This is a genomic window from Xanthomonas sp. WHRI 6108 (assembly GCF_040202385.2).
GTDB classification, from domain to species: Bacteria; Pseudomonadota; Gammaproteobacteria; order Xanthomonadales; family Xanthomonadaceae; genus Xanthomonas; species Xanthomonas arboricola.
In genome coordinates this window covers 690,952-710,179 of sequence record NZ_CP168198.1, presented here as the reverse complement: position 1 = coordinate 710,179, position 19,228 = coordinate 690,952, and the positions used below count along the sequence as shown (strand labels likewise).

Here is a 19,228-nt window from a genome sequence, read left to right as displayed (position 1 = left end):
CCACAACGCGCATCGCCCCACTCCTTGAACAACGTAAAGACGTTTTCTGTAGGCGCAATCTAGCCCGGCAACAATGCCACGAATCCGACGCCGATCTCAGAAGCACGGTGCAGGCCGAGCGGTTGTTTTATTTGCGACGTGCCTTCGTGCCGAACTGTGTAACGTAGCTGGGATTGCATACGTCGGAACGTGGCGCGCACAGAGTCACTGCACCAGTGGCGTATCGGCGTCATCTCTTTATCGCCGTGCAGTGCGTCGATGCCAACCCGCATCCATGACGCTGCAAAAAGCTGCAGCACTACTTCGCCACGACGCACAGATCTTGATGGATGGGCACCTGGTTGTGGCTGTCATCGCGCGCGACGCGCTGACTGAGCACCATGTGCGCCGCAACATCGGCGCGCCATCTGTGCAGACGCACAGCGACGCGCACACCAGTACGCTTCGAAGATACAAGCCTGCCGCGTATCATGCGCACTCTTTCACCCTCCAGGACGGATCCATGGCCGTACGCACGCTCAACGAATTTCTCGCCCATTCCAAGGAAAAGGACGTCAGCCCCGATCCGTTCGAACTGGAAAACCCGCACCTGCTGGAAGTGCGCCTCGACGGCATGGTGTGGTCCAAGGCCGGCGCCATGGTCGCGCGCACCGGCAACGTCAAGTTCACCCGCGAGGGGCTGCTGGAACAGGGCCTGGGCAACCTGCTGAAGAAGGCGGTCAGCGGCGAAGGCATGCAGCTGATGAAGGCCGAAGGCCAGGGCCGGGTATATCTGGCCGACCTCGGCAAGCTGGTGACCTTGTTGCGTTTGAATGGCGAAGCGATCTTCGTCAACGGCAACGACGTGCTGGCCTTCGAATCCGGCGTCGAGCACAAGATCACGATGATGCGCAAAGTGGCGGGCATGCTGTCCGGCGGCCTGTTCAATGTGCGCCTGAGCGGCCACGGCATCGTGGCGATCACCTCGCACTACGAGCCGCTGACTCTGCCGGTCACCGCCGCCAGCGGCCCGGTGTTCACCGACCCCAATGCCACCGTGGCCTGGTCGGGCACGCTGTCCCCGGAGCTGGTCACCGACGTGTCGATCGGCACGCTGTTTGGCCGAGGCTCGGGTGAAAGCCTGCAGATGCGTTTTGCCGGCGAAGGCTGGGTGGTGGTGCAGCCGTACGAGGAAGCCAGCTTCCAGGCCAAGGGCTGATCCAGGCCGCCCGGCAGCAATCAACAATGCGTCTCGCCTGGTCGCACGCTACGCAGCTGGGCAGTTTTCCGGTCTCGGCGCAGTGCGCAGTGACAGCTGCGCATCCCAGCCACCCTGTAGGAGCGCCCCCGGGCGCGAGGGCCTTCCCGGTAACGCCGCGTCGTCCCGGTAACGCCGCATCGCGCCCAGGTGCGCTCCTACGGGTTTCCTGCAGTCTGCCGCGAGTTGCACAGCTACTGAGCTGCCCTAGCTTGGCATTGCGTAGTCACGCCACCGTAGGCAAAGCATGATTGCGTTGACGGCACCTCGTAGGAGCGCCCCCGGGCGCGAGGGCCTTCCCGGTAACGCCGCATCGTCCCGGTAACGCCGCATCGCGCCCAGGTGCGCTCCTACGGGGTTTCCTGCAGTCTGCCGCGCGCTGCACAGCTACCGGGATGCCCTAGCCTGGCATTGCGTAGTCACGCCACCGTAGGCAACAGATGATTGCGTTGACGGCACTCTGTAGGAGCGCCCCTGGGCGCGAGGGCCTTCCCGGTAACGCCATATCGCGCCCAGGTGCGCTCCTACGGTTTCCGGCTCTGATGCATCACACCCAGCCGCGCTTGCGGAACCAGGCCAGCGGCACCAGCATGCTCAGCACGATCACGCCCAGCGCCCAGTAATACGCGTCGTGCCACTTGAGCTCGGGCATGTAGGCGAAGTTCATGCCCCAGATGCCGACCAGCACGGTGGGCGGAATGCCGACCACCGAGGCCACCGCCATCACCTTCATCACGTTGTTCTGGTCCATGTTGATCATGCCCAGCACGCTGTCGAGCAGGAATTCGATGCGGTCGTCCATGTGCTGCTGGAACTCGCTCAAGGTGGTCAGGTCCTTGTGCAGCAAGCCGATGCGTTTGGCCGCATCGGCACCGAACCAGTCCGGCGCGGCGTCATCCAGATAGGTGACCAGGCGCAGCAGGCCTTGCCCGGCATTGTGCAGCCCGCCCAGACGCCGGCCCATGCCTCCGACCTGATGCAGCATGCGCTCCAGGTCCTTGGTTTTGTGCGGGTTGTCGAACACCTGCCGGGTGGTGTCGGTGACCTCGGCTTCCAGCGATTCCAGCCGGTCTGCCAGGCGCCCCACCAACTGGTCGAAGATGCGCAACAGCAGGTCGTCGGCGCTATGGCAGGGCTCACGCGCAAGACGCGCGGCCACCGCATCCAGCGAGCCCATGTGCTGCTCGCGCAGGGTCACCAGCATGGTCGGCGACAACGCAAAGCCCAGCGGCGCAGTCGGGCCATCGTCGTCCTGAAAGCGCGGCACGTTGAGAAACAGCACCTCGCCCTGGCGCCGCACCCGGCTGGAGAATTCGATCTCGCCGATGGCCGCGCGATCCGGCAGCGCAAAGCCCACCTTGTCTGCGGCCTGCGCCAGTTCCTGCGCGCTGGCCTGGCACAGGTCGACCCAGCAACCTTGCGTGTGCTGCGTTCCGGCAATCGGGTGCGTCGTGATCATGCGATGGGCCGTGGCAATGGATGGCGGCGAGCATCCCGTCCCACCCGACCCGCGTCAACGTCGCGCGCAAAACGCGCTTAGCTGCCAGTGGCCTTTATCGCAGCGCCGTGCAGCCACAGACGCCAAGGCCCCGCAGTGCGGGGCCTTGATGAGGTCTACGCTGGATGTCTTGGCTGATACGCGCGCTCAGCCGCTGCGCGTCTGCTGCCGCTTCACCGCATAGCCGATCGCCAGGATCAGGAACCACACCGGGCTGGCCAGCAAGGCCTGGCGCGTGTCGGCCTGCAAGGTCAGCAGCACGATGACGAAGGCGAAGAACGCCAGGCACACGTAGCACATCAACACGCCACCGGGCATCTTGAACGCCGAGGCCGCGTGCTGCTCGGGCCGCTTGCGCCGGTACGCGATGTAGGCGCACAGGATCAGCGACCACACGAACATGAAGAGCACCGCCGACAAGGTGGTGACCAGCGTGAACGCAGTGACCAGGTTGGGGATCAGGTACACCAGCATCGCGCCCAGCAACAGGCACAGGCAGGAGAACAGCAGGCCGCGTGCCGGTACCGCTGCACGCGAGAGCTTGGCAAAGCCCTTGGGCGCGTGCTGCTCCTCGGCCAGGCCGTAGAGCATGCGGCTGGTGGAGAAGATGCCACTATTGGCCGACGAGGTGGCCGAGGTCAGCACCACGAAGTTGATCAGGCTCGCCGCCGCCGGCACGCCGGCCAGCACGAACAGCTCCACGAACGGGCTCTTGTCGGCCACCACCTGCCGCCACGGCGTCACCGCCATGATCGCGATCAGCGCCAGCACGTAGAAAATCAAAATGCGCACCGGGATCGAGTTGATCGCCTTGGGCAGGTTGCGGCGCGGGTCGGCGGTTTCCGCAGCGGTGGTGCCGACCAGCTCGATGCCGACGAAGGCGAACACCGCGATCTGGAACCCGGCAAAGAAGCCGCCAATGCCCATCGGGAACATGCCGCCGTCGTTCCACAGGTTCGACAGCGAGGCCACATTGCCCGACGGCGAGCGGAAGCCCCAGGCCACCAGCCCGGCGCCGGTGAGGATCAAGGCGCAGATGGCGATGATCTTGATCAGCGCGAACCAGAACTCCATCTCGCCGAACAACCTGACCGTCACCAGGTTCAGGCTCAGCAGCAACAGCACGCACAGGATGGCCGGAATCCACGGCGCCAATCCGGGGAACCAGAACTGCGCATAGGCGGCGATCGCGATGACGTCGGCGATGGCGGTGATGATCCAGCAGAACCAGTACGTCCACCCGCAGAAGAACCCGGCCCACGGCCCGAGCAGATCGGTGGAGAAGTCGATGAACGACTTGTACTCCAGGTTGGACAGCAGCAGCTCGCCCATCGCGCGCATCACGAAGAACAGCATCGCGCCGATGATCAGATAGACGAACAGGATCGACGGGCCAGCCAGGCTGATGGTCTTGCCCGAGCCCATGAACAGCCCGGTGCCGATCGCGCCACCGATGGCGATCAGCTGCAGGTGGCGATTGGAGAGACTGCGTTGCAGATGATCGGGCGCGGACGGATCGGACATGGGGCACGGCACCGGCAAGTGAACAAGCCGTCAAAAATACGAGATCGCGGCAGCGCGCACCAGCGGTTTGCACGGCGCCGCCGGGTAGGCCGCAGCATGTGCCGGCGAAGGATGGTCGGCTTGCCCCATCGTGGTGCGCCGCTTATCCACGCATTCGCGGCTGCCCTGATCGAGGAAGCGCAGCCATCGGTAACGCGCGCAACGCGGCGCTGGAGCAGTCCCCCTCTGCCGCATGCACGTTGCAGCGCTGTCTGCTCTCGCGACACACACGCACATGCACTACCAGGGCACGAGCACAGCCGGTCGACCACGTCCGCAGCATGCCTGCCGTTACGTCCGTCACCCGCGCAGCGCAACACGGCCACCGCTGGTCGGCGATGCATCAAGTACACACCGCCGACAGCGGCGGCGCATCAAGCATCCCGCACAAACCGCGACCCCCGTTGCATTGCGGCCGCTCGCCTGCCGCGGCTCCCACACTCCTGCCCGCTTCCTTGACCCGGCGCACGGACCGCAGATGACGATCGCTGGTCTCCTGCGCGGGCCATCCCTCAGGACACTCCCATGCGCTCTCATGCCCATCTGCTGCTTGGCCTGGCCTTGCTGACTCCCGTGACCGCACTGGCGGTGCAGGTCGATGCACGCGGACACCTCACCGATGCGCGCGGCCAGGCGCTGCAGGTACGCGGCGTGACCTGGCCCGGCTTCGATCGCGCAGCGCTGGCGGCCACCGGACTGCGCAGCAATACGCTGCAGCAACTGCTGGATCAGATGCAGGCATCGGACATCAATACCGTGCGCGTGCCGATCTGTGCGGCAACCCTGCAAGCCAGGCCGGTGGCAGCCGCCGAGGTAGCCGGCGACCCCGCGCTGGCTGGCCTCACTTCCCTGCAGTTGCTCGACGCCGTGGTGCGCGCCAGCACCCAGCGTGGCATGCAGGTGCTGCTCGCTTTCGCCGATGGCGCTTGCGATGACGCGGCGCCGCAGCTGGGCACGCAGCACGACGCCTGGATGGAGGGCCTGGGCCTGCTCGCGCGCCGCTACGGCAGCACCGCGGGCGTGCTCGGGATCGACCTGGGCAGCAGCGGCTACCGCAATGCCAACTGGGCGGGCAATGCGGCAGACGCCGACTGGAACCGCATCGCCGCGCGAGCAGCGGCCGCGGTGCTGAAGCAGGCGCCGGCCTGGGTGATCGGAGTGGAGGGCGTGGGCAACGACGCGCTCTGCAGCGACTCCGCACGCAAGGCCGCCGGCAGCAATCTGCAGCCGCTCGCCTGCGTGCCGCTGCGCATTCCGCGCGCACATCTGCTGCTGATGCCGAAGCTGGCCGGGCCGGATCGCGACGCGGCGGAGGTGTTTGCAGCGGCCGACTTTCCGCGCAGCCTGCCGGCGAGCTGGCAGCGCGACTTCGGACAATTCTCGGCCGATCACGCGGTGCTGCCGGTGAGCCTGGGCGGCGGCCTGGGCGATGGCGATCCACGCGACCGGGCATGGCAACACGCATTGAGCGGGTATCTGCGCAACACCGGCATGCGCAGTGCCGTGCTCGGCATTTGGGAGGTGGGCAATGCAAACAACGGTGGCCTGCTCGCCAATGATGGCAACCCGCGTGCCGACAAGCTGCAGGTCCTGCATCAGGCCTGGGGGCTGACGAGCGCCAGCGCCGCCCCGCCATCGGCAAAGACGGCCGCTGCCGCAGATGCCAGCAAGGCCACCGGCTGGAGCAGCACCTTCACCGGCACCGCGACCTACACCAGCTCCGGCTATTCCGGCGGCGCGGTGCTGCTGGATCCCATTCCGAGCAATGCCTTCATCACCGCGCTCAACCCCACCCAGATGAACTTCGGCGGGGTCAGGGCCGCACTGGCCGGCGCCTATCTGGAAGTGACCGGGCCCAAGGGCAAGGCCGTGGTCTACGTCACCGACCTATACCCGGAGGGCGCATCGGGCGGCCTGGATCTATCGCCCAACGCCTTCGCGGCCATCGGCGACACCGTGCAGGGGCGCATCCCGATCAGCTGGAAGATCGTGCGCGCACCCACCACCGGCAACGTGCAATACCGCATCAAGGAAGGCAGCTCGCGCTGGTGGGCGGCGATCCAGGTGCGCAATCACGCCTACCCGGTGGTCAAGTTCGAAGTGAAACAAGGCAGCAGCTGGAAGAGCCTGCAGAAGATGGACTACAACCACTTCCTCGGCGAGCAGCTCGGCAACCAGCCCTTGTCCATTCGGATCACCGATATCCGCGGCAAGGCCATCCTGGACACGATCCCCGCGCTGCCCGAAGACGGCAACACGCCGGTGTACTTCGAACCCGGGCATGTGCAGTTCCCTTGACGAGGGCATCGCGCCCTCGACCATCCGGCCTGGGAACATCCAGACGATGCTGAAGAATCTCAGTGTCGGCCGCACACGCCTGGTGGCTACTCAAGTGCTTGGTTAGCCGCTCTTACCCCCCGCATCAACCACCCGCAAGCCCGCCACCGACGCGGCCGGGCAATGCCTGATCGTCGTCTTCTTCCAGATCGCCCACCTCCTCGCGCAAACCGCCTTGCTGCGGGGTCTGTTCTTCCAGCGGGATTTCGTCTTCATTGGTATCCGGATCGGGCGTGCCGTGTGCCGACAGCCCGGCAATGGCGGTGGTCATCGGACGCGCAGTGCGTGGATTGAGCTGCATGAGGGTGACTCCGATCGGTTCGAATGAAGCACCGACAGTGCGCATTGCAGCGCTACCGCACCGTGATCCCGGGCAGGATCGTGCTGACATGCCGTTGACGTCGGCCACACCGCATTGGCCACGACTATCATGGCCGCATCTTTCCGAGGCCACGTCATGCGCCATCGCATCTGCCTTGCGTTCCTGCTCAGCTGCGGCCTTGCGCACGCAGCCGCGCCCGAGCCTGCCTCACGCCTGGATGCGGTGCTGCAATCCGGCGTGCTGCGGGTCTGCACCACCGGCGACTATCGCCCCTATTCGCTGCTGCGTGCCGACGGGCAGTTCGAGGGCAGCGATATCTCCCTGGCGCAGTCGCTGGCCGGCAGCCTGGGCGCGCGCGTGGCGTTCGTCCGCACCAGCTGGCCGCAACTGATGCCCGACCTGCTCGCCGATCGCTGCGATATCGCGGTCGGCGGCATTTCGGTCACCTTGCAACGGCAACGCCAGGCCAATTTCAGTGCGGTGCTGGATGTGGACGGCAAGATTCCGCTGGTGCGCTGCGCCGACCAGGCGCGTTACCGCAGCCTGGCGCAACTCAACCGACCCGAGGTGCGTGTGATCGAACCGCCCGGCGGCACCAACGAGGCCTTCGCGCGCCAACAATTGCCGCGCGCGCACCTGCGCCTGTTCGCCGACAACACCACCATCTTCCAGGAGCTGCTGCAGCAGCGCGCGGACGTGATGATCACCGACGCCTCCGAAGCGCTCCACCAGCAGGCACGCCTGCCCAGCCTGTGCGCAATCGCACCGGAGCAGCCGCTGCAATACGGCGAAAAAGCCTTCCTGCTACCGCGCAACGACCAGCCCTGGAAAGGGTACGTCGACCAGTGGCTGCACCTGAGCAAGGCCAGCGGCGAGTACGCGCGCATCGTTGAAACCTGGCGCGCACCGCGCAAGGAATCCACTGCGCCCCCGTAAAACCGGGATTGGGGAGTCGGGATTCGGGATTGGCAGCGGCAATTGACACCAGCGACAACACGCTTTAACGCCGTTACCAATCCCCAATCCCGACTCCCCAATCCCCGCTCTCAGACAATCTTCGTCCGCCGCCACCACCGCGACACCTGCTCCTCACGGATCAGCGTGAACAGGCCTGCGCCCAGAATCAGTGCGATGCCGACCGCCATCGGCCAGTCCAGGTGGTCATGGAACAGCAGGTAGCCGAAGGCGATCGCCCACAGCATCTGGCTGTATTGCGTGGGCGCAACCACGCTCACCGGCGCCATGCGCGTGGCGTACATCAGGCAGATCGCCGCCAGGCCGGCAAGCAGGCCGTAGCCGGCCAACAGCCCCCACTGAGACAGCGTGGGCCAGACAAAGGTCGGCAACATCATGATCCCGCCCATCACCAACGGGCCGATCACCCCGGCGCCGTACAAGGTCAGGCGTTTTTCGCTATGCCCGGCCATGCGCAGCGTGATGACCGAGATCGCACCGACCAGGCCACACACGATCGCGGCCACATGCCCGTGGGTGAGATGGCGAAAGCCCGGGCGCAGCACGATCAATACACCGATGAAGCCGACGATCACCGCCGACCAGCGCCGCCAGTGCACTTCTTCCTTGAGAAACACCACCGACAGCACGGTGACGAAGATCGGCATCAGGAAGATCAGCGCAAACGCCTCGGCCATCGGCAAGGTGGTGAACGCAATCACCGAGGTCAGATTGCCGATGGCACCGGTGAGCGCACGCAACAGCCACAGGCTGGGTTGCTTGGCCATCACCAGCTCGCGCAACCGGTCGTCCGGCTTCTTCAAAAATGGCACAGCCACCAGCATCAGCAGCGCACCGAGAAACAGCACTTCGTAGACCGGCAGCGTGCCTTCCAGCAGCTTCACGAACGCATCGCTGATCGAATAGGCCGCATAACAGGCAAACCCCAACAACACACCCTTCAGCATTGCCGATCCTCCACAGTTGGCGCCAATCGGACAACATGTCGATGGGGGCAAGTGCGCAGTATGCGGTGCGGCGTGCGTCAGAGGAATCGGCGCATGCATCCGGGCACGACGGCTCATGCATCACCACCGGCACACCATTGCAGACGGCCCGCCGCCCCATGTCGCTGCAGAGACCGCCGCTGCGCCGCCGCGCCATCGTGCCCGCGGTGCGCTGGATGCGCATGCGTGATGGGGTCGGTTACGATGCCAGTCCATCCCTCGCACCCGCAGCGCGCGTGACGCCTGCCCACCCAGACCAGCGACTCGTGCCCCACTACTCCGGCCCACTCCTCATTTCCTCCGATGCCCAGGCGCTGCTTGCCGCGCGCGGCAGCGGTCTGACCCAATGGACCGGCTCGCTGGACCTGGGCCGCAGTACCGGCACCGCGCAGCTGGATGCGCAGACCTGGCAGTGGCGCGGCAGGGGCTACCCGTATCCGGGCAAGTTCAAGGAGCGCACGCTGTACTTCTGGGACGGTGACGATTTCGCCCCGATCTCGCGTTTCAGCGGTGCGCTGATCAAGCTCGTTCCCACCGAATGGGGTGCGCCCACCTTCGAGATCGATGGCATCAAGATGCTGCCGTCGGCGCAGCTGTCGCCGTTCGACGATGCGCGCCGCAAGGTGGCGCTGGTCGACCCGCGCGGCAAGATCGTGCTGGATACCTGCGGTGGGCTGGGCTACTTCGCTGCCTGCTGCCTGGAAGCCTGGGTGGCGCAGCTGCACTCGTTCGAAAAGAATGCCGACGTGCTGTGGTTGCGCACGCTCAATCCCTGGTCGCCGGACCCGGACGATGCCGCCTACGGTGGACGCCTGCAGCTCACCCACGCCGATATCTCGCAGCACATCGCCACGCTGGCAGACGATTCGGTCGATGCCATCCTGCACGACCCGCCGCGCTTCGGCATTGCCGGCGAACTGTATTCGCAGCTGTTCTACGACCAGCTGGCGCGGGTGTTGCGGCGTGGCGGGCGCCTGTTCCACTACACCGGCGCGCCCAACCGGCTCACCAGCGGGCGCGATGTGCCCAACGAAGTGAGCAAACGCCTGAGCAAGGCCGGCTTCAGCACGCAACTGGCGCTGGATGGTGTGCTGGCGACGCTGCCGGCACGGCGCTGATTGCAGGATGTTTGCCGCAACCGAAAACGCGCCGTCAGTCGCCGCCAGCTGCCTGTCGACGCTGCACGCGAAACCGCAATGCAGCAGACAGATGCCGACCCGGGTGCTGGCCGTCGCTGTCTGACTGAAGTGCGGCCGGCGTGCCAGCCGCGCCTGACCAGCAAACGGATCTGCGATACTGCAGCGCCCACGACAAGGACGTTGCATGCGCATCCGCTTTCCGACCTGGTTGCTCGCCGCGCTGTTGGTGATGACCGGCGCACACGCGCAGACCGCTCCGCAGACGTCGCCGCCGCCGCAGCCCATGTCCGAAGTCACCACCCGCCATCCGGTGATCACCGCGGTCCTTGCCGGGCGTACGATTCGCCTGGGCGAACACGCCGGCAAGTGCGCGATCCTGCGCGATGACGAAGTGCTCCCGCTGGGCATCGGCGCACCGTGCTACTTCAGCATCAATCGCGAATACGGCGCCCAGGTGCACCACTTCCACGGCAGCGACATCGTGCTGGTGCAACACGCCCACCCCACCTCTGCGCCGGACTGGGATATCAAACTGTACGGGGCGATCTGCGCGTTCGAAGCGCAGGCCGTGCGCGAAGTCGATGGCGTGCTGGAACCCGGCAGCGTCGCCACTTCCTGGCACTGCGACCCGACCATGGGAGCCGATCAGAAGCAGTTCGTCTACAGCTACGACACCTGGCCCAAGCGCGAGACGCAGCCGCCATCACGCAAGCAAAAGCAAAAGCAGACACAGCCCTGATGGCCGCATGATGCGCAGGCATCGATCGGCGCAAACGGTTGCCACGGCCGTGTGACCCGACCGCTGATCAACACCGTGTACTCAACAGCGGCTTGCCGCACGCCTGCGCAGCCGCGTCGTCGACAGCGCGGCACCGCGGCACCGCAGTTGCGCATGCTGTGGAACGACCACGCAGGTCACCGCCTGCCGCGTCGGTACGTGGTCCAGGCAACGTAGGTGAACCAGGCGATGAGCGCCAACGGCACACTGGTCAGCAACGCATCCCAGCCGACGGCGATCCAGAACCGCTGCGGGTCTGCATCCGCGTAGAAGACCCTGGTCGGCCGGCCGCGGATGACGCTGATATAGCGCCCCGTGACGATCGCCTCCAGCACCAGCCACAGCCGCATGCAGCAGGCGATTGCCACGACAACCGCTCCCCCGCCGATGATCCATTCGTGGATCCGGGACGCTGCGGGAGCTGGCGCAGGTGGCGGTGATTTGGGCCGCTTCTTTTTCACGCAGGCATCGGTTCGATGGTGGCGGCGCAGTGTACGCGCAGCGCAACCGGCCGAGGCCATCCATCGCACGCATGCAGCACCTGGTGGTCGCGCAACGAGCGCATGACACGCACCTGCCGGCTGAGCGCGGCCGCTATACTGATGGCGCAGCGCACTCGCTCAGAGTGAATGGAATGCTCCACGCTGCATTCGTCTCAGGGAAGATGGCCAGCAACAGTGCAACATGGATTGTCCGGGCGCTTCCTTGGGGTTTTTGCCGTCTTCGCCATGCAGTGACAACAACGGCCTCGTACCAAGGATCTTTCGCTTTGAAGACGTTCACCACGTTCCTGCTTGTCTCTTTCAGTCTGCTGCTGGCTGCCTGCGGTGGCGGCACCACCACCGGCGCCTCCAAGCTCTCTTCCAGCGACTACCTGCTGCACAACATCTCGGTCTGGAATGGCGCGGTCACCATCATCGACCCGTGGGTGTCGGGCGATCGCGGGCAGAGCCTGGTGGCCGATGCCGTCGCGCACAAGCCGCTGGACAGCTACAAGACCGCACTGGGCAGCCAGCGCAAGGCACTGGCCGCCAACGCGCAGGCCAATACCGCCATGGCCGCGGGCGTGCCAGACAACGCCAAGGACCTGGACGGCAAGCTGTCGGCCTACCTCAAGCGTGCCGACGCGATGATGGCCGCGCTCGAACGCGTGGCGGCCCTGCCCAACGGCTACGGCAATGCCGAGCTGGCGCCGTTGGCCAAGGACCTGGAAACCGTGTCCGCCCAGCTCAACACCGATATGGAAGCGCTGAATACCGCGCAGCGCGCGTATTCCAAGCAGCACAAGATTGCGATGCAGGAAGTCAGCCAGTAAGCAGCGCAGCCACGATCTCCCCTGCAGGCCGGCCTGGTCTGCAGGGACGATCGCAACACGCCGCTCAGTTGCTCAGACCGAACATCAACGAGCGATGCGTTGCCACGCCGGCCATTGCGCCGCTGGCAACCGCAAAGACGATCGATGCCGCCGGGTTGGCCACATCGCCGCAGGCAGCGATACCCGGCACCGAAGTGGCCTGCATGGCATCCACCGCGATATGACGGCCCAGCGGCCCATCGCTGGTGCTGCATCCAAGCGATGCGACCAAGGCACTGAGTTCGGTCTGGGTGGTGATGAACAAGCCATCCAGCGCGCAGACCTGCCCATCGCGCAACACCAGCTCCAGCACGTCGCCATCGCCTTGCAGCGCCGCCACTGTGCCGCCCACCACCTGCACGCCACGTGCCTGCAAGTGCGCGTGCTGCGCCTCGTCCAGCACCACCGCGTCGTTCAAGAACAGCTGTGTTGCACCCCAGTCCGGCAGCATGGCCGCCTGATGCACCGCAAAGGCGGAGGTGGCAAGCACGCCGATGCGGCCCTGGCCCAGCTCATAGCCGTGACAATACGGGCAGGCGAACACCTGCGTGCCCCAGCGTTCTGCCAGGCCGGCCAACGCCGGCAGACGATCGACCACCCCCATCGCCAAAACAAGGCGACGCGCGGTATGCGTGGAGCCATCGGCCAGCGTCACCTCGAAGGCTTCCGCCTCGCCGCGTAGCTGTATCACCTGGCCGTCGGCCCATTGCACGCTCGGATAGGCCAGCAGCTGCGCGCGTCCGGTCTCGGCAATCTGCGCAGGCGATGCACCGTCGCGGCTGAGAAACCCGTGCGAGGTGGTGGCAAAGCGATTGCGGCGCTGGCCGCTATCGATCACCAGGACCGTACGCCGGGCACGCGCCAGCTGCAGCCCGGCCGACAGCCCGGCATAGCTGCCGCCAATGATGATCACGTCGTGCTGCATGTCCGCTCCCGGTTGAAATCCGCTTTATGTACTTTTCGATGTTACATGAAAAGACCGGCGATTCAACCGCGCTGTGCTGACGTGGCTACCCGCTCGATGGTTGAAGGATTGCGTGTGCGACCGAGGGGTGATGCGCTGCCCGCTGTCGCGCTTGCCGTGATCGGCTGCGATTCGCGTCATCGCCTGAAAGCAATGGGCAGTGCGGCGTGGCGGTGCTGCGCGGGTGCGCATATACGCGCCACGTCAGGAAACGACAGCGTCCTGGCAACTGTGCCTGGCTAAGCGCGCCCTGTCTGCGATCGATGCCGACCAGCTGCCGCAAAGCGCATGCATACGCGCCGCACGGGACTGCAAGCACAGGCACACCGCGCGCCTGCCATCCCGGCTGCACGCCATGTACAACGGCGTATGCACAGCTGGTGTGCGTCAGCGCCTGCGTTTGCCTGTCGGCGAACCGGCGGGCAGCGCGGCTGCCGTGCACAGTGCATCGAACTCGTCCGCCAGCGTTGCCAGCGTCACCGTGCCCAGGCGCTGCAGCAACACGGCTTGCGCCTCGGCCAGCGCGTCAGCGATGGCTGCGTTGACCACGCGCTCCACGCCACACTGCGGGTTGGGGTGATCGGCGCCGATCGCAAACAGATGCGGGCCGCCCACTGCGCGATGCACGTCCAGCAATGTCACCTGGGTCAGGTCGCACGCGATATGCCAGCCACCGTTGTGGCCCTTGCTCGACTGCACGTAGCCGGCAGCGCGCAAGCCGGCCATGGTCCGACGCACCACCACCGCATTGGTCGACAGCATGCCGGCGATCTGCTCGGAGGTCATCGGCTGCTGGCTTCTGGCCATGTGCAACAGCACATGCAGCATGCGGGAAAGGCGGCTATCGGTTCGCACGCGGTCTCGGTTCGCTCAATCGACGGAAGGCAACGTGGCAGCGCCACCGCACGATTGTGCCGCAGCCCCGCGCAGATGTCGCAGCCGGCGCCGCGCAGCCGCGCATGCGGCACTCAGACCACCGCCCATTGATCGCGCCCGGCGGTCTTGGCGGCGTACAGCGCAAGATCGGCCTGCCCCAGCAGCACATCCAGGCCGCTCCCCGCAGTGACGCTCACCGCGCCCATGCAGAAGCGCACCGGCTGGTTGGCGGGCAGGCCGGCGATCTCGATCGCGGCCACCGCGTTGCGCAGCCGTGCGAACACCGCCGGAATCTCCTCTGCGCTGCAACCCGGCAGCACCAGCAGGAACTCTTCGCCGCCCAGCCGGCCCAGCCGATCCTGCGTGCGCAGCGCCAGCCTGGAGGCGCTGGCAAGCGCCTTGAGCACGGCATCGCCCGCGGCGTGCCCATGCATGTCGTTGATCAGCTTGAAGTGGTCCAGATCGATCAATGCCAGCATGCACGGGATCTGCGAGCGCACCGCCTGCTCGACCTGCTGCTGCGCCTCGGCGCGAATGGCGCGGCGATTGGACAGGCCGGTGAGTTCGTCGCGCATCGCCAGCCGCGAGAGTTGTCGCCGGTGGCGCGCACCGAAGGCCAGCACCACCAGCGCGCCCAGCAACAGCAGGCAGGCCGCGCAGAGCGCAATCCACAAGGCGCGTTGACCGGCTTCGCGGGCCTGCAACGCCAGTTGCGCGGTCTCGCTGCGGCGGCGCAGCTCGGCGGTTTCCGCGCCACGGCGTGCATCTTCGTAACGCGCCTGCAGGCGCAGCATCACGGTGTCGCGCTGGCGATCCAGGCTCTGCGCGCGCAGCGTGTTGGCGCGCTGCAGTTCCTGGTAGGCCTCGGCATGCCGCCCCTCCGCTGCCAGTGCCTGGGCGATGGCATCGAGCAGTCGCGCGCGCCGCACCAACGGCAGATTGGGATCGTCCGCTGCCCTGGCCGCGATGATCTCCATGCCGAGGCTGCCGGACTTGAGCGCGGTCAATGCCCGCAGCAACACCGCATGGCAGGCGGCCACGCGGCCGACGTTGCCCTGGCGTTGCATCAACGGCAGCGCCTCGCGCGCCATTGCCAGTGCTGCAGCGGCATCGCCGGCGTCGATCAGCACCTCGCTGGCGCTGGTCAATGCCGCGGCCACGCCGGCCTGATCGCCCAGCTCGCGGCTGAGCGCCAGCGCACGCCTGAAATGCAGCAGCGACGCGTCCGGCTGCTGCGCTGCCAGCGAGGTGCCGTATTCGTATTCAATCAGGCTGCGCTGGAAGCGTGCCGGCTGGCCGCGCAGGCGCGCCAGGGCGCGCTGCAGATAGTCCTCGGCATCGTTGTCTTCCGCCGAACGGCCACCTACCCGGCTGGCCAGCGAGCCGAGCTGGGTCAAGGCATCCAGCTCCAGGCTCAAGTTGTGTTCGCGCACTGCGCACTGGTAACTGGCCTGCGCCGCGTTCCAGGCCTCGTCGCTGCTGCCGGAGGCGAGCATGCTCCACATGTCGACCGCTTCGATCTCGCACAGCAGATCGTTGCGCCCCAGCGCGCGCGCCTGCTGACGCAGCGCTTCCAGCCGCGCCAGCATGCCGCGGTTGGGGCTCTCGCGCACATCGCTGAGCGCCTGCACGATCGCCAGCCACAGCTGCGCCTGCGCCGCGTTGCCGCGCACACGTTCCAGCAGCGCATGCGCCTGGGCCAGGGCTGTCTGGCGGCGCTCGGTCTCTTCCAGCGAAATCAGCACGCGCGCCTGCGCCAGCGAGGCCCAGAACTGCGCATCGGCGTCGCCATCGCTGCGGGCACGCTCGAACGCAGCCTGGGCGGCCTGCAAGGCGGCCCTGGGGTCGTCGATCGCGGCGGTCTCGATGCTCTTCCACGGCTGCGGCTGCGCCCACAGCGCCGCGCTGAACAGCATTGCAGCCATCCCCACGGCCATGCGCCGCCAGCGTGGCGTCGCACTGCTCATCGACACCTCACGGCGACGATGAGCCACACCGCATGGCTGCCGTGCACAGCAAGCGCCGCCCGGCCCGCATCGGGTTTGCTGGTTGCTGCGGCACTCGAGCTCTCCCATGGTTGGCTGGCAGTGGAATCGGGGCGATGTCGGCGTCTGACGGACGCTACTTCGATGCAAAAACACGCGGTCATGATGACCGGCGAACACGGCAGGTCATGTGATCGCCACGCTATGCGTCAAGATCGTTAGCGGCTTGCATGCAGCGGGCTTGAATCGGCCTGCAGATCGCATGACCGCGGCCTGCGGCCGTGCTCCTTGGCAAGCGCTGCGCCCCGGCGGGCGACCCGCGCCGTCGCGGCTGCTGCACATCGCCGCATGCAACCACCCCGCGACAGCCACGTAAACTGCGGCACGGCACCTGCCGCCCCCCCCCCGGATCCTGGAGACGCCGTGACATCCCGCCTGCCCCGCCTGCTCACGCTGCTCGCCGTCGCCTTGCTGTCGGCCTGCGCCACCCAGGCGCCGCGTGCGCCACAGCGCTCCCCGGACGCGGTCAAGGCCGACATCGCGCGGCGCCTGCCGGCCACGCTGGGCGATCGCAACGGCTGGGCCGACGATGTCTACGTGGCGCTGTCCTCGCAGGGGCTGGACACCAGCGCCGAGCACATCTGCGCGGTGCTGGCGGTGACCGAGCAGGAGTCGACCTACCAGGCCAACCCGGTGGTACCCAATCTCGGCAAGATTTCGCGTGCCGAGATCGACCGCCGCGCCAGCGCGCATCACATCCCCGGCTTCATGGTCGATGCCGCCCTGCGCATCGACTCGCCCGACGGCCGCAGCTATGCCACGCGCATCGCGAGCGCGCGCACCGAGCAGGAGCTGAGCCGCATCTTCGAAGACTTCACCGGCAGCGTGCCGCTGGGCGCGCGTTTGTTCGACGGGCTCAACCCGGTACATACCGCCGGGCCGATGCAGGTCAGCATCGCCTTTGCCGAGCAGCATGCCGAGCGCTACCCGTATCCGCCCGGCGACTCGATCCGCCACGAGGTGTTCAGCCGTCGCGGCGGGCTGTGGTTCGGCACCAGGCACCTGCTCGGGTATCCGGCCAGTTACGACGCCCTGCTGTACCGCTTTGCCGACTTCAATGCCGGCTGGTACGCCAGCCGCAATGCCGCCTTCCAGGCGGCGCTGAGCAGGGCCAGCGGCATCGCGCTGATCCTGGACGGCGACCTGCTGACACCGGGTGCCAGCCTGGATGCGCCCGGCGGCACCGAACGCGCCGCACGCGCCCTGGGCAGCCAGCTGGCAATGAGCGACCGGCAGCTACGCCGCGCCCTGGTAGCCGGCAACTCTGCCGATTTCGAAGACACCGCGCTGTATCGCCAGGTCTTCGCGCTGGCCGAGCGCAGTGCCGGCAAGCCGCTGCCGCGCGCGGTGCTGCCCGGCATCACGCTGGAAAGCCCCAAGATCACCCGCACCCTCACCACCGCCTGGTTCGCGCAACGCGTGAACGAGCGCTGGAAGCGCTGCATGGGCAAGTAAGCGACTGGCTTGCCGCGCTGCGAGCACTGCCTGCGCTGCGCACCGCCATCTCATTCCCCGCTCAGGCGACTGGTCAACACATCGCCGACAACAGGGCCATGTTCCACCTTGCCATCGCTGCCGCGTTGATAGTTGATGCCGACCCGACACGCGGCAGGGTGCATCTCCCAGACCCAGCCATACAGGGCGCGCCCGGTGTCTGGCGGCGAGCGCAGCGGCATGTTCATGCGCAGCCCATCGTCCTGGCCTCGGTCCAGTGTGCACATGACGGTGCCGGCGCCGTCGTCTTCAGCGTCCAGGTCGACGTCGTCCACATGGGTGATGGTGGCGATGATCGCTTCGGCAGTCACCCGTTGCTGTAACGCGCGTGGAAGATCGGCAAGCGGGGGCGCAGCGCGTCCACCGGATGGCTCCTCGACAAATGCATCGCCCAACCCCACCTTGCGAAAGTAGTACTCGCTGCGGCCCAGCGTTTTCGAGCCATCCATGGCCGTTGCCATGTCTGCCAGCTCGTCGGCGCGCAGCAGGAACATGTCGGTACCCGAGCGCATGACCACCAGCTGCGCATCGTTGGCATCGCTACCACTGGAGTCGCTGCGCAACCGAATATCGAGCGTCACGTGTTCGTCGCCAATCTCGGTCTGCGTTACCTCGTAGCGGCCCGCATACGCACGCACATCGGTGCGTGCAAGGCTGCGATGATCGATTTTCCAAAACAGTAGGCGATACTGGCCGTTGGGCTCGAGCGCCAGCATGCGATGCCAATCGATATACGACGACAGGTACACGCCGTGCAGGTCGTTGCCGGACTGTGGCGCGTTGAAGAGGCCCTCGAACATGGAGCGCTGCGCTGCGGGTAGTGCCTCACCATTGGTCGTCGCTGCATCAGCAACGGTTGCAGGGCCGTCGACAGCATCGCGAAGCCGGGTGTGCAGCGCCAACGCATCGACCTTGTTGACCCGCAACATCTGCATCGAAAACAACATCTGATCAATCTCGTAGACCTCGCCCGCAGCCAGTGCGCCGCACTCTTTGCGCGCGGCGGCGAGCAGGGCCGATGGGATCAGGGAGTCGCAGAATTCCGCCTCGCACAGGGACTGGTTGAAGAAGTCGTCCAGGCTCCAGCTCAGGTCAGCGGCGTCTTTGGAGACCGGGTCCAGGTAGACCACGTCTTCGTCGGTGGCGGTCAGCTTGCGGTAGTACAGCAGCGCGCCGAAGGGGGTGAGCGCGATCGGAATACGCCGCACCGCATCGGGTGGCGAGACGATCCAGCGATCCAGCACCGGTTGCCATTGCCGGGGGTCGATCAGCGCGAGTTGCATGTCGCCATAGTGCCCCAGTCCTTTTTGGCGCCAGAGTTCAAGCAGGCTGGCAGGCAGCACCGGCGCATAGGCGGCAATCAGGTCCGCCGGGGCAGGCTGCGTCTTGCGCGGCGGGTGTGCCTTGATAAAGGGGGACAGTGCCAAGCGGCGGAACCATGACATCAGACGGCCTCCAGTCAACGTTGCGTGCGTGCAGTAAACCCAAATCGTGCCGCATGGCCCTGTGTGGACGCCGAGAAGCGGAGTTCATGCTGGGACATTCCCGCAGTCAGTGGCTGGCCGATCACCGGCGCGCGTGCGGTCCACGGGTGTGATCTGCCTCGATGGGCATCGCGCTCGACGAACCTCATCGGTCACGCTGCGGCGATGCCGGACCG

General features: G+C 66.4%; 16 protein-coding genes. 7 read left to right on the top strand and 9 right to left on the bottom strand.

From position 1 onward, the window contains the following. Positions 1-502: 502 nt before the first annotated feature. Complete coding sequence (locus ABQ039_RS03060; protein ID WP_039523320.1) at positions 503-1,198, top strand: AIM24 family protein; 696 nt, start codon at positions 503-505, stop codon at positions 1,196-1,198. 586 nt (positions 1,199-1,784) lie between these two features. Here the strand turns inward: ABQ039_RS03060 and ABQ039_RS03055 are convergent. After that, entirely contained in the window at positions 1,785-2,696 is a 912-nt protein-coding gene (locus ABQ039_RS03055) for a CorA family divalent cation transporter (RefSeq protein ID WP_184610133.1), read from the bottom strand. Positions 2,697-2,882: 186 nt separating this feature from the next. Further along, on the bottom strand, positions 2,883-4,259 hold the full coding sequence (gene cycA, locus ABQ039_RS03050) for a D-serine/D-alanine/glycine transporter (protein ID WP_039523314.1): 1,377 nt from the start codon (positions 4,257-4,259) through the stop codon (positions 2,883-2,885). Positions 4,260-4,823: 564 nt separating this feature from the next. Here cycA and ABQ039_RS03045 point away from each other — a divergent pair. Next, positions 4,824-6,596 (top strand): expansin EXLX1 family cellulose-binding protein, encoded by a 1,773-nt coding sequence (locus ABQ039_RS03045; protein ID WP_184610131.1) that lies wholly within the window; start codon positions 4,824-4,826, stop codon positions 6,594-6,596. A 124-nt stretch (positions 6,597-6,720) separates the two neighbouring features. Here the strand turns inward: ABQ039_RS03045 and ABQ039_RS03040 are convergent, their stop codons facing one another. Then, a complete protein-coding gene (locus ABQ039_RS03040) occupies positions 6,721-6,936 on the bottom strand; it encodes a hypothetical protein (protein WP_024937810.1) in 216 nt (71 codons plus the stop codon). A gap of 156 nt (positions 6,937-7,092) precedes the next feature. On the opposite strand from ABQ039_RS03040, the gene ABQ039_RS03035 reads away from it, so the two are divergent. Then, positions 7,093-7,893: a transporter substrate-binding domain-containing protein gene (locus ABQ039_RS03035; protein WP_184610129.1), complete on the top strand. Its 801-nt coding sequence runs from the start codon at positions 7,093-7,095 to the stop codon at positions 7,891-7,893. Between the two features lie 110 nt (positions 7,894-8,003). Here the strand turns inward: ABQ039_RS03035 and ABQ039_RS03030 are convergent, their stop codons facing one another. Then, entirely contained in the window at positions 8,004-8,879 is an 876-nt protein-coding gene (locus ABQ039_RS03030; protein WP_046345616.1) for a DMT family transporter, read from the bottom strand. 215 nt (positions 8,880-9,094) lie between these two features. Between ABQ039_RS03030 and ABQ039_RS03025 the strand changes: the two genes are divergently transcribed. Next, a complete protein-coding gene (locus tag ABQ039_RS03025; RefSeq protein WP_260297593.1) occupies positions 9,095-10,036 on the top strand; it encodes an SAM-dependent methyltransferase in 942 nt (313 codons plus the stop codon). 205 nt (positions 10,037-10,241) lie between these two features. Then, the gene (locus ABQ039_RS03020) at positions 10,242-10,796 is read left to right on the top strand and encodes a hypothetical protein (protein WP_252513637.1); all 555 of its coding nucleotides are present in this window, start codon (positions 10,242-10,244) and stop codon (positions 10,794-10,796) included. Positions 10,797-10,972: 176 nt separating this feature from the next. Here the strand turns inward: ABQ039_RS03020 and ABQ039_RS03015 are convergent, their stop codons facing one another. Beyond that, positions 10,973-11,185, bottom strand: a complete 213-nt coding sequence (locus tag ABQ039_RS03015; protein ID WP_184610462.1) for a hypothetical protein — start codon at positions 11,183-11,185, stop codon at positions 10,973-10,975. A gap of 419 nt (positions 11,186-11,604) precedes the next feature. Here ABQ039_RS03015 and ABQ039_RS03010 point away from each other — a divergent pair, with 419 nt between their 5' ends. Next, complete coding sequence (locus ABQ039_RS03010; protein ID WP_184515963.1) at positions 11,605-12,150, top strand: hypothetical protein; 546 nt, start codon at positions 11,605-11,607, stop codon at positions 12,148-12,150. Between the two features lie 64 nt (positions 12,151-12,214). Here the strand turns inward: ABQ039_RS03010 and ABQ039_RS03005 are convergent, their stop codons facing one another. The 3 genes from ABQ039_RS03005 to ABQ039_RS02995 all read right to left on the bottom strand — a co-directional run bounded on the left by ABQ039_RS03005 (position 12,215) and on the right by ABQ039_RS02995 (position 15,996). Continuing rightward, positions 12,215-13,114: an NAD(P)/FAD-dependent oxidoreductase gene (locus tag ABQ039_RS03005; RefSeq protein ID WP_349778140.1), complete on the bottom strand. Its 900-nt coding sequence runs from the start codon at positions 13,112-13,114 to the stop codon at positions 12,215-12,217. Positions 13,115-13,540: 426 nt separating this feature from the next. After that, entirely contained in the window at positions 13,541-13,981 is a 441-nt protein-coding gene (locus ABQ039_RS03000) for an Rrf2 family transcriptional regulator (protein WP_221232394.1), read from the bottom strand. Between the two features lie 140 nt (positions 13,982-14,121). Beyond that, on the bottom strand, positions 14,122-15,996 hold the full coding sequence (locus tag ABQ039_RS02995) for a diguanylate cyclase (protein WP_184610123.1): 1,875 nt from the start codon (positions 15,994-15,996) through the stop codon (positions 14,122-14,124). A 441-nt stretch (positions 15,997-16,437) separates the two neighbouring features. Here ABQ039_RS02995 and ABQ039_RS02990 point away from each other — a divergent pair, with 441 nt between their 5' ends. Beyond that, on the top strand, positions 16,438-17,529 hold the full coding sequence (locus ABQ039_RS02990) for a DUF1615 domain-containing protein (protein WP_349778139.1): 1,092 nt from the start codon (positions 16,438-16,440) through the stop codon (positions 17,527-17,529). A 50-nt stretch (positions 17,530-17,579) separates the two neighbouring features. Here the strand turns inward: ABQ039_RS02990 and ABQ039_RS02985 are convergent, their stop codons facing one another. After that, a complete protein-coding gene (locus ABQ039_RS02985; RefSeq protein ID WP_184610117.1) occupies positions 17,580-19,013 on the bottom strand; it encodes a GAD-like domain-containing protein in 1,434 nt (477 codons plus the stop codon). Positions 19,014-19,228 lie beyond the last annotated feature (215 nt).